Origin of the sequence: Chroococcidiopsis sp. TS-821 (genome assembly GCF_002939305.1) — a bacterium.
Lineage (GTDB): Bacteria > Cyanobacteriota > Cyanobacteriia > Cyanobacteriales > Chroococcidiopsidaceae > Chroogloeocystis.
Genome location: NZ_MVDI01000002.1, coordinates 562352 through 575447, shown reverse-complemented (window position 1 = coordinate 575447; position 13096 = coordinate 562352). Strand labels below are relative to the sequence as shown.

The 13096-nt window shown below is 44.9% G+C and carries 16 protein-coding genes and 1 tRNA gene; 5 read left to right on the top strand and 12 right to left on the bottom strand.

The window, feature by feature from the left end:
- Window positions 1-59: 59 nt before the first annotated feature.
- The 3 genes from B1A85_RS10255 to puuE all read right to left on the bottom strand — a co-directional run bounded on the left by B1A85_RS10255 (window position 60) and on the right by puuE (window position 2431).
- On the bottom strand, window positions 60-527 hold the full coding sequence (locus B1A85_RS10255; protein WP_104546790.1) for a PPC domain-containing protein: 468 nt from the start codon (window positions 525-527) through the stop codon (window positions 60-62).
- Between the two features lie 145 nt (window positions 528-672).
- On the bottom strand, window positions 673-1365 hold the full coding sequence (locus B1A85_RS10250) for a ComF family protein (protein ID WP_104546789.1): 693 nt from the start codon (window positions 1363-1365) through the stop codon (window positions 673-675).
- A 148-nt stretch (window positions 1366-1513) separates the two neighbouring features.
- Window positions 1514-2431, bottom strand: coding sequence for an allantoinase PuuE (puuE, locus tag B1A85_RS10245; protein WP_104546788.1), 918 nt, complete (start codon window positions 2429-2431; stop codon window positions 1514-1516).
- Between the two features lie 337 nt (window positions 2432-2768).
- On the opposite strand from puuE, the gene B1A85_RS10240 reads away from it, so the two are divergent.
- Window positions 2769-3260, top strand: a complete 492-nt coding sequence (locus B1A85_RS10240; RefSeq protein WP_104546787.1) for a GNAT family N-acetyltransferase — start codon at window positions 2769-2771, stop codon at window positions 3258-3260.
- Here B1A85_RS10240 and B1A85_RS10235 read toward each other — a convergent pair.
- The 6 genes from B1A85_RS10235 to B1A85_RS10210 form a co-directional block, all read right to left on the bottom strand.
- Complete coding sequence (locus B1A85_RS10235; RefSeq protein ID WP_104546786.1) at window positions 3220-4152, bottom strand: sensor histidine kinase KdpD; 933 nt, start codon at window positions 4150-4152, stop codon at window positions 3220-3222. The genes B1A85_RS10240 and B1A85_RS10235 overlap by 41 nt on opposite strands.
- A 17-nt stretch (window positions 4153-4169) precedes the next feature.
- Window positions 4170-4745, bottom strand: a complete 576-nt coding sequence (locus tag B1A85_RS10230) for an L-threonylcarbamoyladenylate synthase (RefSeq protein ID WP_104546785.1) — start codon at window positions 4743-4745, stop codon at window positions 4170-4172.
- A 112-nt stretch (window positions 4746-4857) separates the two neighbouring features.
- A complete protein-coding gene (gene prmC, locus B1A85_RS10225; RefSeq protein ID WP_104546784.1) occupies window positions 4858-5772 on the bottom strand; it encodes a peptide chain release factor N(5)-glutamine methyltransferase in 915 nt (304 codons plus the stop codon).
- A 3-nt stretch (window positions 5773-5775) separates the two neighbouring features.
- Window positions 5776-6666: a Tic22 family protein gene (locus B1A85_RS10220; RefSeq protein WP_104546853.1), complete on the bottom strand. Its 891-nt coding sequence runs from the start codon at window positions 6664-6666 to the stop codon at window positions 5776-5778.
- A 351-nt stretch (window positions 6667-7017) separates the two neighbouring features.
- Window positions 7018-7091: transfer RNA gene (locus B1A85_RS10215), tRNA-Pro, on the bottom strand.
- An 81-nt stretch (window positions 7092-7172) separates the two neighbouring features.
- Entirely contained in the window at window positions 7173-7727 is a 555-nt protein-coding gene (locus B1A85_RS10210) for a GNAT family N-acetyltransferase (protein WP_104546783.1), read from the bottom strand.
- A gap of 360 nt (window positions 7728-8087) precedes the next feature.
- Between B1A85_RS10210 and B1A85_RS10205 the strand changes: the two genes are divergently transcribed.
- Window positions 8088-9017, top strand: coding sequence for an alpha/beta fold hydrolase (locus B1A85_RS10205; protein WP_104546782.1), 930 nt, complete (start codon window positions 8088-8090; stop codon window positions 9015-9017).
- 69 nt (window positions 9018-9086) lie between these two features.
- Here the strand turns inward: B1A85_RS10205 and tsaD are convergent, their stop codons facing one another.
- Window positions 9087-10133, bottom strand: coding sequence for a tRNA (adenosine(37)-N6)-threonylcarbamoyltransferase complex transferase subunit TsaD (tsaD, locus tag B1A85_RS10200; protein WP_104546781.1), 1047 nt, complete (start codon window positions 10131-10133; stop codon window positions 9087-9089).
- A 214-nt stretch (window positions 10134-10347) separates the two neighbouring features.
- Here tsaD and B1A85_RS10195 point away from each other — a divergent pair, with 214 nt between their 5' ends.
- The 3 genes from B1A85_RS10195 (at window position 10348) to B1A85_RS10185 (ending at window position 11875) form a co-directional block, all read left to right on the top strand.
- The gene (locus tag B1A85_RS10195; RefSeq protein WP_104546780.1) at window positions 10348-10842 is read left to right on the top strand and encodes a Photosystem I reaction center subunit III; all 495 of its coding nucleotides are present in this window, start codon (window positions 10348-10350) and stop codon (window positions 10840-10842) included.
- Window positions 10843-10879: 37 nt separating this feature from the next.
- On the top strand, window positions 10880-11029 hold the full coding sequence (locus B1A85_RS10190) for a Photosystem I reaction center subunit IX (protein WP_104546779.1): 150 nt from the start codon (window positions 10880-10882) through the stop codon (window positions 11027-11029).
- Window positions 11030-11356: 327 nt separating this feature from the next.
- Window positions 11357-11875: a photosystem I reaction center subunit XI gene (locus tag B1A85_RS10185; protein WP_104546778.1), complete on the top strand. Its 519-nt coding sequence runs from the start codon at window positions 11357-11359 to the stop codon at window positions 11873-11875.
- Between the two features lie 113 nt (window positions 11876-11988).
- Here the strand turns inward: B1A85_RS10185 and gmk are convergent, their stop codons facing one another.
- Window positions 11989-12609: a guanylate kinase gene (gene gmk, locus B1A85_RS10180; RefSeq protein ID WP_104546777.1), complete on the bottom strand. Its 621-nt coding sequence runs from the start codon at window positions 12607-12609 to the stop codon at window positions 11989-11991.
- 216 nt (window positions 12610-12825) lie between these two features.
- On the bottom strand, window positions 12826-13086 hold the full coding sequence (gene remA, locus B1A85_RS10175) for an extracellular matrix/biofilm regulator RemA (protein WP_104546776.1): 261 nt from the start codon (window positions 13084-13086) through the stop codon (window positions 12826-12828).
- Window positions 13087-13096 lie beyond the last annotated feature (10 nt).

Genomic DNA, 13096 nt, shown 5'->3' with positions numbered 1-13096 from the left:
TGGTAACTGGTAATTGGAAGAATCGTTATTATTTACCCATTATGACCTCTTACCTTTAATCATATTGGTCGTAACCGCGTTACTCGCAATACAAACGCCCCGCCACCTGTTTCACCAAACGAACGAACGCGGATGATGTAATTTCCAGTTTGGTTGATGCGCGTAAACAGCAAAGAATTTGTTGTTCCATCCGGCCCATCATCATTTTCTGCGAGTGTTGCGCCTTCGGGCGACATCAAGGTAACAATCGTATCAAAGTGATCCGAGGTGAGATCGATCGCAATATTATCGCCCTGGTTGAATCTGACTAGGTAATCGCGCGCAAATCCCCCATCTCCGGTAGGAATGTCTCTTTCTGAAAGCGTGTCAGAAACCTGATTACTCGGCGGTAGGGGAATGGGATTATATAACCTTGTTTGTTGAGTTTGTTGGGCGATCGCTGAAGGAACGAAATTTGTTGCACCTGCTAGCAACGTTAAGGGAAGGAGCAAATGACTCACTCCTGTTGCCAAAGCTTTTATGATCATTTAACGCAGTATTCCGGCAAAACAGCTTAAGTGGGTTTATTATAAGGCGCGTTTTAATCTAATTGCCCGTGCTTTCATGAAATTGCGGCATGGCACAAACACAGAGAACTTAAAGATGAACTAGAAGAATAATACATAAATTACCTTACTTTATTTTCCCTTTTGGGAGCATATTTCTACTAGGAGTGGCGATTGCGACAACACCATACACGGCAATTCCTTGTTTTTGTAAAGCTTGAACTGCTGAACGCACGGTTGCCCCAGTGGTATAAATATCATCAAGCAATAGCACTCGATTATTTGGACGTTGGCGATGAAATTCGGTTCCAAGCACAAATGCATCTGCTAAATTTTCTTCTCTTTGCGAGCCCGATAAACTAAACTGTGCGTCTGTTGCCTTAATGCGTTTTAATCCCTGGGGCTGTAAACCTAATCCGGTAAAATGACAAAAGCTCTCGGCTAGTAATTCGGCTTGATTGTAACCGCGTATTTTCAATTTGGCGGCGTGTAATGGAATAGGAACGACAACTAACTTTTGTTGAGGTTGCGAATTGAGCCAAGCTTGCGCTAGCCATTGACCTAACGGTTTAGCGATTTGTGGTTGATTGTCATATTTCAAAGCGGCGATCGCGCGTTTGAGCGATCCGCTATAGTTGCCCCAGACGAAGACGGGTAACTCTCCTTGCCAAAACTCTTGATGATTCGATAATTTACAACGTTGTAGCTGTCTTGTACAGTCTTGACAAAATTCTTGCGGAGTCGGACGCTGGCAAAGCGGGCACTGCGATTCTAAAAATAAATTAAGTAAGCTCTGAAAATTTAGCGTCCAATTTGCCATCTCATGGCTACTACTATCTTTGCATTAATTGTCTCTAGTTTTAACAAAATACCAGTGCTAGTTGTGTAGCTCAGATCGCAGCCCTTCAACTTATTCAACTCGCTTTTAATTCTGACCTTTGACCCCTGACCTCTAACCTCTACTCTACTTAGCTACCTGCACTAGGTTTATGATGTTGATGCCAGTGTTGGGCAATATCAATGCGACGACACAACCAAACGCGATCGTGTTGTTGTACGTAGTCGAGGAAACGAGCTAAGGATGCGGCGCGTCCTGGTCTACCTGCTAAGCGGCAGTGTAATCCTACACTCATCATTTTAGGTGCGGTTTCGCCCTCGGCATACAGGACATCAAAGGCATCGCGCAGATAAGCAAAAAACTGATCGCCAGAGTTAAAACCTTGAGTTGTGGCGAAACGCATATCATTGTTATCTAAGGTGTAAGGAATCACCAGATGCGGCTTACCGTAGTCATGTATCCAGTAAGGTAAGTCGTCTGCATAGCTATCTGAATCGTAGAGAAAGCCGCCTTCTTCTACGACTAATTTGCGCGTGTTAGCACTCGTGCGTCCAGTGTACCAACCAAGGGGGCGACTACCCGTCACTCGTGTATGAATTGCGATCGCTGCGTGTAAATGTTCGCGTTCTTCCGCTTCCCCAAAGTACTTGTAATCGATCCAGCGCCAGCCGTGACTTGCAATTTCCCAATCAGCTTCGCGCATTGCCGCAACCGCTTCGGGGTTGCGTTCTAATGCCATTGCAATACCATAAACGGTGACAGGAATACCGCGTTGCGTAAAAATGCGATGCAACCGCCAAAAGCCAGCCCGACTCCCGTATTCGTAGACTGACTCCATATTCATATGCCGCAAACCCATCAAAGGGACTGCACCAACGATTTCCGACAAGAATGTTTCTGACGCTTGATCGCCATGTAAAATGCAGGTTTCTCCCCCTTCTTCATAATTAATCACAAACTGTACGGCAATTCGTGCTTGGTTTTGCCATTGCGGATCGGGCGGCGTGCGCCCATAACCAATCATGTCGCGAGGATAATCTGCTGGCATTCTTGTTGTGCTCTAGAGCATTGCAATTTCCGATATTTAAACTTAGCAGGTTCTGAAGAAAATACGCGATCGAGGTTGGTTTAAGTCGGCGAATCCTGACAATTGGATTTAGAAATTGGACGGTTCTCCCCATCACAAGAATTAATTACCACACACCTCAATTAACGCTAACCTCCGACCTCTGACCCCTGACACCACCATATCAGTAGTTTAATTCGTAACAGTTTTACAAATAACTCTGTGGCAAATTCAGTTTAGTGAATCTACCCAGTAACGACTTTTATTTTGCAAAATATAAAGCAAGCGTTACGATGTATGAAGCTCAAATCAGGACACTATGGACTACAGCCATATTCAATTCTGCGATAGTTCGGTGGCGGCAGATGGTCACTGCCAATCCCCTGTGGATCTCGATCAACTACACGACTTGTTTCAGGTAGCGGCTTTTTGGGCGCAAGATCGCAGTCTTGAAGATTTGCAGCTAGCCATCGTTAACAGTAAACCTGTTATTAGTGTCTGGGATGGCAAGAAATTGATTGGTTTTGCCAGAGCAACATCGGATGGTGTTTACCGTGCAACGATTTGGGATGTAGTCATTCACCCTGATTATCGAGGTGCTGGGCTTGGGCGCAAGCTGGTTGAAAGTGTTTTAAGTCATCCACACATGAACCGCGTGGAGCGTGTTTACTTAATGACAACGCATCAGCAAAGCTTCTACGAACGTATTGGTTTTGAGTGCAACTCAAGCACGACGATGGTACTCTACAACCAGCCAAAACTAGGTTTTCTTACTCAAGAAATTCAACTTCAGGAATCACCAACGGGATAGTTACTTGAATGCGAGTATTCTGAGCGACATCAGCATCAGATGGAATCGGTAAAAAGCTCAACTTGGCTTGCATCAGTTCTAACACGGTTTGATTCAATAAAAGTTTGAATCCGGCGGAAAGCACTTTATTATCTACCGCCGCAGCACTAAGCTGTTGCTCGAACTGCATTGCGTCTAATGGTTCAGACCAAGTGTCTATTGGTAGTGGTACATCAAAAAAAATGTCAACCGCCTCGGTATCGAATGAGGTTTGTGATGATATCGTAATGCTACCGGCTTCCATCTTGGGAATGCAAATATCTACCAAGTTTAAAAGTACCGCGCGTAACCAGTGCGGATCTGCCAAAATATAAACTTCTGGATCGGCAGGCGATACTTGTATTTTGATACTGCGGTTGGCTGCTACAGTCTGCGTCAGATGTGCGATTTCCTCAATAATGGCGGTTAATTGTAAGGGCTGAATTTCTAATTCGTTACTGCTATTTTCTATGCGGGCGACATCGAGAATTTCATCGAGCAATTTTACTAGTTTCAACGCTAGTTGATGCGCTTGGGCAACAAATTCACGCTCTTCGGCTGGATTGTCACACAAATCAGACAGAATTAACTGATGTAATCCGATTAAGCTATTGAGTGGCGATCGCAGTTCGTGTGCGGTGCGTACCAAAAATCCAGCTTTGAACTGACTGAGTTCGCATACTAACTGATACGCTATTTGTGTTTGTCGTAATTTTTTTGATACCGTTTGGGTATCGATGTTGGGTACAGATGACGTAGAGTGTAAAGGCGTTTTAGCTAATTTATCTTTACCAAATACTTGTGCAATACGGCGACTTCCCAGCCCTAACCCTAGCCCAAATGCTAGATATACCCAATTCATCCAGCTTGTCATTCGTGTTACGTACAAATTTAAAATTCTAACTTGACTGAGCCTTGGCGCAAAATTTCCCAGCCTTGACCTGTCCATTTCGCGACAGTCGAAGGAACGCCGATATTTGCTATTGTCTCTTGCAATTGTAATGTCAGGACATCGGGAAACTGTTGGGCAATTTCTGTCATCGTGCGTAGTGGCGGCTGACCAGATAAATTAGCACTTGTTGTCGCCAAGGGACCAGTTTGTTCTAGAATACTTTGCGCGATCGCACAATCTGGCACTCGCAATCCAATCGTACTCGGATCGCTAGGATTCATCTGTTGAGGCACGCGTGATGACGCAGGCAATACAAGCGTTAAAGCTCCAGGCCAGTATAACTTGGCAACTTCCTGCCAGAGCGCGCGATCGTTTCCGGCAACAAAATCCCAAAGGTCGCTTGCTTTTGCACCCATAAGAATCAACGGTTTATCTTGACTGCGTTGCTTAAGTGCAAAAATTAAATCTGCTTTTTCTGGTAACGCCGCCAGCGCGGGTACGGTATCTGTCGGAAAGCTGACAACACAACCAGAACGTACTCCAGCAATCAGTTCGTCAAGAGAAACTAAGGGCATAGTATTTAGAGGTCAGGGGTTAGGGGGCGGGGGTCAGGAGAGCTATGAGTCGAAAGTGTCGAGTTAAGAAAAACTTGTATAACTCAACACTTCACGCATTCACACTCCTACATCACGCCTCGTTGTTGCGATAGGCTAAAGCAAAGCGTTCAATGCCTGCAAGATCCTTATGAATTTCAATGTTGCCGTAGCTGCCGTGACTTTGCAACAGTGCGGCAACCATTTCGGCTTGCCCTGCCATCATTTCAATCAACCAAATCCCACCAGGTTTTAAGTAAGCTGCTGATGTGCCTATAAGATGACGAATGCAGTCTAAACCGTCGGCACCGCCATCGAGTGCTAACCACGGTTCGTGAAGTGCGACTTCTGGTTGTAGCTGTGGTACAAGTTCGCTCGGAATGTAGGGTGGATTGGACACTATACCGCTGAGTTGACCTTTGAGAAACGCTAAAGGTTCCCACCACGAGCCTTGATAAAACTGAATTCGGTGAGTAAAACCAAGGGCTTGGGCGTTTTGGCGTGCGATGGCTAAGGCTGCTGCGCTGCAATCAACCGCGTGAATTGTCGCCTGCGGCATTGCTTGGGCAAGTCCGATTGCGATCGCGCCGCTACCCGTTCCTAAGTCTGCCCAGTGCCCTAACTCATGATGCTCGTGACTTTTTTGGGCTGCACTTACTGCTAAATCAATTAAACACTCCGTTTCAGGACGAGGAATGAGTACGGCTGGAGAAACTGCTAACTTAAACTGTCGCCAAGGTGTTGCCCCTGCAATGTACTGCACCGGTAGGCGATCGTGAATGCGTCGTTGCCATAAGCGGTCTAAGTCGCTCAGTGGTATTTGTAGTTGAATTTCTGGCAAGTTTTTGAACGAGCCTAAGCGCAGTGAAAGGCGGTCTAATCCAGCGACTTCTTGTAGTAACCAGTCTACTTCGGTTACAGGGATATGAGCAGAAAGCGCTGCTCGTTGAGCAGCACTACGCCATTGCCAAAGTGCTAAACCAGATGTTAGTAGCAACTGATCGTTCATGTATTAGCGGGCTGGGCGCTGCGGCGCGGCTTGTTGTGGTGCTGGGCGCTGCTGTGGCTGTGCTTGTTGACCGGCGGCAGATTGTTGCAGCGATCGCACGTACTGAATTGACTCTTGCGGCGGAACCAGCACGATTTGTTGTACGCCTTCGTCGTTGCGAGTTCTTAAAATTTCTAACATTCCTTCTAAATTGAGAACTTGGATATCAACGGTAGAAGCTAACTCAGGTTGCTGCTTTTTGAAGCGCTCGAGCATTCTCTGTAATTCTTCTTTGTTGAAGTAGAAAGGAATGACTTCAACTTCTGCCTGCTGGTTGTTGGCTTGCGGACGGTTAACTTTCATCGTCAGGTAGCCTTTTTCTTGTCCGGCTCGCGCGACGAATAGCGGCGTTCCTACGCAGTCTTCTAGCCTGCGTTTATTTTGTTCGCAAGCTCTACGTAATTCTGAGTTACCACTTTGCCGTAAGAGATTTAAGGCAGCATCGTATTGCTGTTTTGCTGGGATGTAGGCAATATCTAAAGAATTTGGCTTGTTGGCGTTGGCTTGTTCCAGCCTGTACACTTCTCCTAGTGGTACAGGAACAACTTGTACTGAATTTCCTAGCTGTGGATTTGTTTTCTTCAGATTATTGACAAACGCTTGCGCGTCTTTTTGACTAATAAAAACGCCTGCGACAGGACTTTGATTTTGTTGATTTTGTGCGTTTGGCGGCGGTGTGGCAACTAAAGGAGCGCCCTTGCTATCGGTGATAGTGAATACGGGGACAGACCCTAATTTTTGGATAATTTGCTCTTGTGGCAAAGCCAGCGCTCGTAGATTACCTATGAGGGCAGAACTCATAACGGCGCTGCCTAATATTCCTACAGTTGCGCCCCAACGAAAAATTGATTTCATAACTGCTCCTGGCATCAATAGCCCACTAGAGTATGACAAAGTATCTAATTTGTAAACGCGCTGTTGTAATTTTTGTTATGTTAGCGCTTTGGCAAGCACTTTGCTGGCGTTGTCAGTAATTAACTGATAACAACCAAGCCTGACGTTATATACAGTGAGATCGTTCCGCACCAAGCTATTGTAAGGTTTATCGTCGATTGCTTTTATTTTTAATTGGCAATTGATATTTGATAATTTGCTGACTACGACTATTTCAGGCGTTAATATTAACTTTTCTAATAACTATCACGGTTGCTATTGCGCTGATGGCACGCGAACATTGAATAAATGAGTGATTTCCCTGTTTAACTATCGGGATGACAGGATTTGAACCTGCGACATCCTGCTCCCAAAGCAGGCGCGCTACCAAGCTGCGCTACATCCCGTTGCTTTAAATTGCATCGTTGCTAGTATAGCATAGCAAAGTGTGTCGCAGAAAAGAAAACTCTGAGTTAATTTCGTCTTGGCTAGTTGGGATACCAAAACATGCCTTTGATACCCTCAGGATCGGACATGAAACCTAAACCTCGGTAAAAATCCACAACATGAGGGTCGGCAAATAATGTGATATTGCTGATGTCTTCACTTCTCAGTTTTTTAATCATGTATTTCATTAATGCCTTACCCAAACCTTTACCTTGAAAGGAAGGGTGTACAACAACGTCCCATATCGTTGCATTAAAGGCATGGTCTGAAGTCGCCCGCGCAAAACCGATGAGTCTTCGTTGAGTTCCGCGAACTTCCCACATTGACGCAACCAAGAAACTATGCTGTATGGCTTTTTTTACCTTGCGCAACGGACGACGCGACCAACCTACCGCGTCACATAGTTCTTCTAGTTCGTACAAGTCAATTTCACGTTCGCTACTAAAAACTATGCGATCGCCTTCGCCTGATTTTTCTAGGCGATCGCTACTTGAAGAGGAGCCATTTGCCATTTCAATTGCGTACTCCTCATTTACGGTCGTTTTGGTGCCTGCGGTTAACTCAGAACCGCTAAACCAGCTTTTCCAAAAACCCATGCCAGCGTGGTTCGGGTAGATAAATTATGATTACGAGTGCATAAACTAGTCTGACACTTTACGATTTATTGTGTTAACTCACTTGTGTGGTACTCTCAAATTCATTCATTCAGCGCGATTACTGGTGAATACAAGTGTGCCTAAGCGAGTTCAGCAGAATCCATGTATTGTGTCACAAACTAGCTATTCCCAAATGTAGCATTTTTCACTAAAAAGCTGAATTCAGTTTAGGAGAGGTTTCGCGCGCAACATCCTTTCATCGCTAAGTTTGTGAAAAATTAGGAAAGCTATATCAAATCGACAACTCTTTTTTATCGAAATCTCAAGTTGAGTGAGGAACGTTCAGGATAGGATATAAGCATGGCAACCATTGAAATTCTAGGAGTCCCCCACGCCTACGAGCTAACGACTCCCACTGCAGGTGCTCATGCTTTAGTCTTTATCCACGGTTGGCTATTAAGCCGTGGATACTGGCAGCCTATTATCAAACAGTTGTCTCCAGACTTCCAGTGTCTTGCCTACGATCTGCGTGGTTTTGGTCAGTCTCAATTGAGTCAAGGAAACCGCGAGTTGCCATCCTCAAAGAATGTTTCGAGTTTGGTTCCTGCTTCGGTAGGCGCTGCGGCGGTTCAACAACATTCTGCATCGCGCTACACTGCTGCTGCTTATGCGCAAGATTTAATGATTCTCTTAGAAAAACTCAATATTACAAGTACTTGGCTCATTGGTCATTCGTTGGGTGGTAGTATTGCGTTGTGGGCAGCCGAGCAAATGCCTGACCGCGTTAAGGGAGTTATCTGTATTAATGCGGGCGGCGGTATTTATCTCAAAGAGGCTTTTGAGCAGTTTCGTAGCTGGGGCTCAAGATTAATTAAATATCGTCCGCGTTGGTTGTGCTATTTACCACTGCTAGATTTACTCTTTACACGCGCTAACGTGGCGCAGGCGATCGCACCTGCTTGGGGGCGTCAGCGGCTGATTGATTTTGTTGTTGCCCATCCGGAAGCTGCCTTGGGAACTCTTTTGGATTCGACAACTGAAACGGAAATAAATCTTTTGCCAAAAATTGTCTCTCAACTTCAGCAACCCGTGTATTTTATTACGGGCGACAAAGATCAAATAATGGAACCTAAGTATGTCCGGCATTTAGCAAGCTTTCATCCGCTATTTGAAGCTTGTGGCAATAATGTCCTAGAAATTCCTCATTGCGGACATTTAGCAATGATCGAACACCCGCAAACTGTTGCTAATCAAATTCGCCTGCTTTTAGCGCAGCACAGCTACAGTTAAGGAACGCAGAGAGTAGGCAAGGAAGTGGGTTATTTCTCTCCTATCCCACAAGTCACTAGCGACCCGCTCTTAGTTTCTCTGTTGATATAACTGCATCACATCAGTCAGCGCTAAGCGAGATTGAACGCCAAGCGCGAGCGGGGAAGTGTGACCGCGGTCGAGGTGATCTGCCGCTGCGCAACCAATCATCGCTGCATTATCGGTGCAAAATTTGAGTGGAGGAAATAAAACGCGCAAGTTGTGCTCCCTCGCCGCAGTTGTTAGATGATGTCTTAAACCGCTATTTGCCGCAACGCCACCACCAACAGCTATGGTGTTCAGACCGTAATCTCGCGCACAGGCGATCGCGCGTTTGGTGAGCGATCGCGCAACACTCGCTTGAAAACTGGCGGCGACGTCTTCGACTGGTAGTTGTGTTTCTTTTTCGAGTTGCTGTACTAGCCGCAAAACAGCAGTTTTTAACCCACTAAAGCTGGAATCATACGGATGATACCCGCCATTTGGTTGCGAAACGTTGCCTTCCGGTAAAGCAAAAGCTTGCGCGTTGCCTGATTGCGCTAGTTTATCTATGACTGGACCGCCAGGATAACCGAGTTTGAGTAATCGCGCTACTTTATCAAAAGCTTCTCCTGCTGCATCATCGCGGGTTTCGCCTAAAGTCTCGTACGCGCCACAATCTTTGACATAAATTAAGCTCGTATGACCGCCAGAAACGAGCAAACTCAAAAATGGCGGCTCTAAACTCGGTTCGCTCAAATAATTTGCGTAAATGTGACCTTCGAGGTGATGCACGCCGATAAATGGTTTTTGCTGCACGATCGCTAGCGTTTTTGCGGCAGTGACTCCTACTAATAAAGCTCCGACAAGCCCTGGTGCACAAGTCGCAGCAATGCCATCGATGTCTTGCCACGCGAGATTTGCCTGCGTCAAAGCCAGCTCAATTCCATGATTAATAATCTCTAAATGCTGGCGCGAAGCGACTTCTGGAACAACTCCACCATATTGGCGGTGAATCGCAATTTGTGAGTTAATAATACTACTATAAACTTGACGATTTTTAACAATCGCAACTGCTGTTTCGTCGCAGCTAGTTTCTATCGCTAAAACAGTTGACATAATTCTGAAACGGGCATTTTAAGTACGAATCAATATCTAAATAGTGACAAGCGAATTTATCCGACTATATTAAGTAGCTTAAACTTTATTCACCGCAAACTTTACTAGGTTCACACGCAAGAGTATGATTGCTTCCATATGAGCTTGCGAACGCTTGTTCAAGCTGTTTATCGTACAACAAAATTTAGGTTTTGTAATAAAGGGAAACAATTCCATGCGACGATTGTTTGCTCTAGTCCTTGTCATCAGTTTATGGTTTAGTTTTGCGCCGCAGGCGTTAGCCGTTGGTGCAGGGCTTGTGCCTTGTAGTGAATCTCCAGAATTTATTCAAAGAGCTGCTTCTGCCCGAAATACGACTGCCGATCCTAATTCAGGTCAAAAGCGCTTTGAGCGTTATGCGCAAGAATTATGCGGTCCAGAGGGTTTACCTCACTTAATTGTAGATGGTCGTCTCAATCATGCGGGTGACTTCCTGATTCCTAGCATTCTTTTTCTCTATATTGCTGGTTGGATTGGCTGGGTAGGACGTGCCTATCTCCAAGAAATTAAGAAGCGCGACAATACAGAACTGCGAGAAGTCATTATTGACGTACCAACAGCGCTGCCACTCATGCTATCTGGCTTCACTTGGCCACTCGCAGCTGTTAAAGAATTGCTTTCTGGGGAATTAGTTGCTAAAGATGACGAAATTCCAGTTTCTCCACGCTAGTTTGATTTGAATTAATTTGTTTTTGGAGACTGAGTTCATGCAAAAGAAAGGCGACAACCAAAATTATTTGCTACGCTATCTTTCTTTAGGACCAGTATTACTTTTTGCCTGGCTAAGTTTTACTGCGGTTCTGTTAATTGTCTTTAATTATCTGTATCCCGATCTTCTTTTCCACCCGCTGCCATAAATTAGTATGGCTAATATCAAAGTGTTTGTCTCTTCAAAAAAGTTTTTACAAGACTTACGAGACGAACACTACTTTTTAAAGTCTAAAACTCTATCTATTGCCTGTAGATTCTGAGTTGCTTTTTAAAGAATTCACTTTTCAGTTGCCAAGGCGCTATATCTTTACATGAAAATGGTATAGCGCTTGCTCGTTTCGAGCGAGTCTTTGTCATTTTTTTGACTCATCATTGCTTAATTAATTTTTCTAAATTTAAGACCAAAGTATGAAAACTAAGGTCGTTTATTCCCATAAAATAGTGCCACTACCTTATTGAGATCTGACATAAATATGGCGCAAGCAATAGATGCATCTAAAAATCGTCCTAGCGATCCGCGAAATCAGGAAGTTGTTTATCCTTCCAGACGAGATCCTCAAATTGGTAATCTGGAAACGCCAATTAATAACTCTTCTTTAGTTAAGTGGTTTATCAATAACCTGCCAGCATATCGCCCAGGGATCACTCCGTTACGACGCGGGCTAGAAGTAGGAATGGCGCATGGCTATTGGCTGCTTGGTCCTTTTGCTAAGTTGGGTCCATTACGCGATACTGACGTCGCGAATATTGCTGGATTGCTGGCAACTTTAGGTATGGTTGTCATTTCAACTCTAGCGGTATCGCTGTATGCCGCAACCGATCCACCAAAACCAGTAGCTACGGTGACTGTGCCAAATCCTCCTGATACTTTTGACACTACTGAAGGTTGGAACACTTTTGCGAGTGGCTTCTTAATTGGTGGTGTTGGTGGTGCTGTTGTTGCCTACTTCATCCTTGCTAATATCGAGTTAATTCAAAACATTTTCAAGTAACACTGCATTCTGCTCATTCATTAAAGACTGATAAAGGCGCAAAGGAAAATTTTGGGGGACTTTGTGCCTTTTTGTTTTTTATTGCGTCGCGCACGCTGCAGAATTTGGATTGTCTAACAACTGGAGTTACCACAAAAGCTAAATACTGTAGAGGCGATCGCATCTACAGCTTTGTCAAGATCGTCATTGACGATTTGAACGTCAAATTCATGCGCGGCACTAATTTCCTCTTGAGCGCGTTGCAGACGACGCGCGATCGCATCAGCAGAATCTTGACCGCGACGACGTAAGCGGTTTTCGAGTTCTGCTAAAGATGGAGGCATAATAAAAATCCGCTTCGCCTCAGGATAAGACTGACGAATTTGGCGTGCGCCTTCGAGTTCAATTTCTAACAGAACGCACTTACCTTTGGCGATTTGTTCGAGAACAGTATCGCGGGGAGTACCGTAATAGTTACCCGCAAACTCAGCCCATTCCAGCAGTTTGTTTTGTTCAATCATTTGTTGAAATTCGCTGCGGCTGACAAAATAGTATTGTTTGCCGTGAATTTCGCCTGGACGGGGAGCGCGGGTAGTAACAGAAACGGAAAAATATAATTCAGGATGACGCTCGAGCAACGCTCGTACTAGCGTACCCTTACCAACTCCGCTAGGACCAGTCAAGACAATCAGTTTGCCTTCGGGGAGGCAATTTGTTGGTGTAGCTGAATCCTGAAGTGATAAAACTGGCGTCATCCTAAATTAAATTAAATACCAACGAGGAAAAGCAACCATAGCAGAGGTCAGAGGTCAAAGGTCAAGGGTAGAAGAGTTATGAGTTCTCAAAGTTGAGTATTGAGCTAAGAAGTTTTTTCAGTCAAAATTCAAAACTCAAAACTTTAATAATTTCCTAACCATGTTGACCGTTGCTATATTTCCCATCGTACCGCTGATTTCTAGCAATTGAGCAGTCTATTCCGAACTATGCTCGCGATTCACAACAAAACGATTCGCCACCGTTTCCGGTTGAATTGCCGAGAGAATCACGTGACTAGAATCGGTAATAATGACAGCCCGAGTGCGACGACCATAGGTGGCGTCAATCAACTGGTTGCGATCCTTAGCATCGCTAATGATACGCTTAATGGGGGCAGACTCTGGACTGACTATGGCAACCACTCGGTTGGCAGATACGATATTGCCAAATCCGATGTTGATTAGCTGAATGTCCATGACAAACTAA

What these genes read in the sequence shown, in the direction of transcription:
- B1A85_RS10255 (WP_104546790.1), bottom strand. Translation starts at nt 527, where the DNA reads ATGATCATAAAAGCTTTGGCAACAGGAGTGAGTCATTTGCTCCTTCCC.
- B1A85_RS10250 (WP_104546789.1), bottom strand. Translation starts at nt 1,365, where the DNA reads ATGGCAAATTGGACGCTAAATTTTCAGAGCTTACTTAATTTATTTTTA.
- B1A85_RS10205 (WP_104546782.1), top strand. Translation starts at nt 8,088, where the DNA reads ATGGCAACCATTGAAATTCTAGGAGTCCCCCACGCCTACGAGCTAACG.
- B1A85_RS10190 (WP_104546779.1), top strand. Translation starts at nt 10,880, where the DNA reads ATGCAAAAGAAAGGCGACAACCAAAATTATTTGCTACGCTATCTTTCT.
- B1A85_RS10240 (WP_104546787.1), top strand. Translation starts at nt 2,769, where the DNA reads ATGGACTACAGCCATATTCAATTCTGCGATAGTTCGGTGGCGGCAGAT.
- B1A85_RS10235 (WP_104546786.1), bottom strand. Translation starts at nt 4,152, where the DNA reads ATGACAAGCTGGATGAATTGGGTATATCTAGCATTTGGGCTAGGGTTA.
- prmC (WP_104546784.1), bottom strand. Translation starts at nt 5,772, where the DNA reads ATGAACGATCAGTTGCTACTAACATCTGGTTTAGCACTTTGGCAATGG.
- tsaD (WP_104546781.1), bottom strand. Translation starts at nt 10,133, where the DNA reads ATGTCAACTGTTTTAGCGATAGAAACTAGCTGCGACGAAACAGCAGTT.
- B1A85_RS10220 (WP_104546853.1), bottom strand. Translation starts at nt 6,666, where the DNA reads ATGAAATCAATTTTTCGTTGGGGCGCAACTGTAGGAATATTAGGCAGC.
- B1A85_RS10230 (WP_104546785.1), bottom strand. Translation starts at nt 4,745, where the DNA reads ATGCCCTTAGTTTCTCTTGACGAACTGATTGCTGGAGTACGTTCTGGT.
- B1A85_RS10195 (WP_104546780.1), top strand. Translation starts at nt 10,348, where the DNA reads ATGCGACGATTGTTTGCTCTAGTCCTTGTCATCAGTTTATGGTTTAGT.
- remA (WP_104546776.1), bottom strand. Translation starts at nt 13,086, where the DNA reads ATGGACATTCAGCTAATCAACATCGGATTTGGCAATATCGTATCTGCC.
- puuE (WP_104546788.1), bottom strand. Translation starts at nt 2,431, where the DNA reads ATGCCAGCAGATTATCCTCGCGACATGATTGGTTATGGGCGCACGCCG.
- B1A85_RS10210 (WP_104546783.1), bottom strand. Translation starts at nt 7,727, where the DNA reads ATGGGTTTTTGGAAAAGCTGGTTTAGCGGTTCTGAGTTAACCGCAGGC.
- B1A85_RS10185 (WP_104546778.1), top strand. Translation starts at nt 11,357, where the DNA reads ATGGCGCAAGCAATAGATGCATCTAAAAATCGTCCTAGCGATCCGCGA.
- gmk (WP_104546777.1), bottom strand. Translation starts at nt 12,609, where the DNA reads ATGACGCCAGTTTTATCACTTCAGGATTCAGCTACACCAACAAATTGC.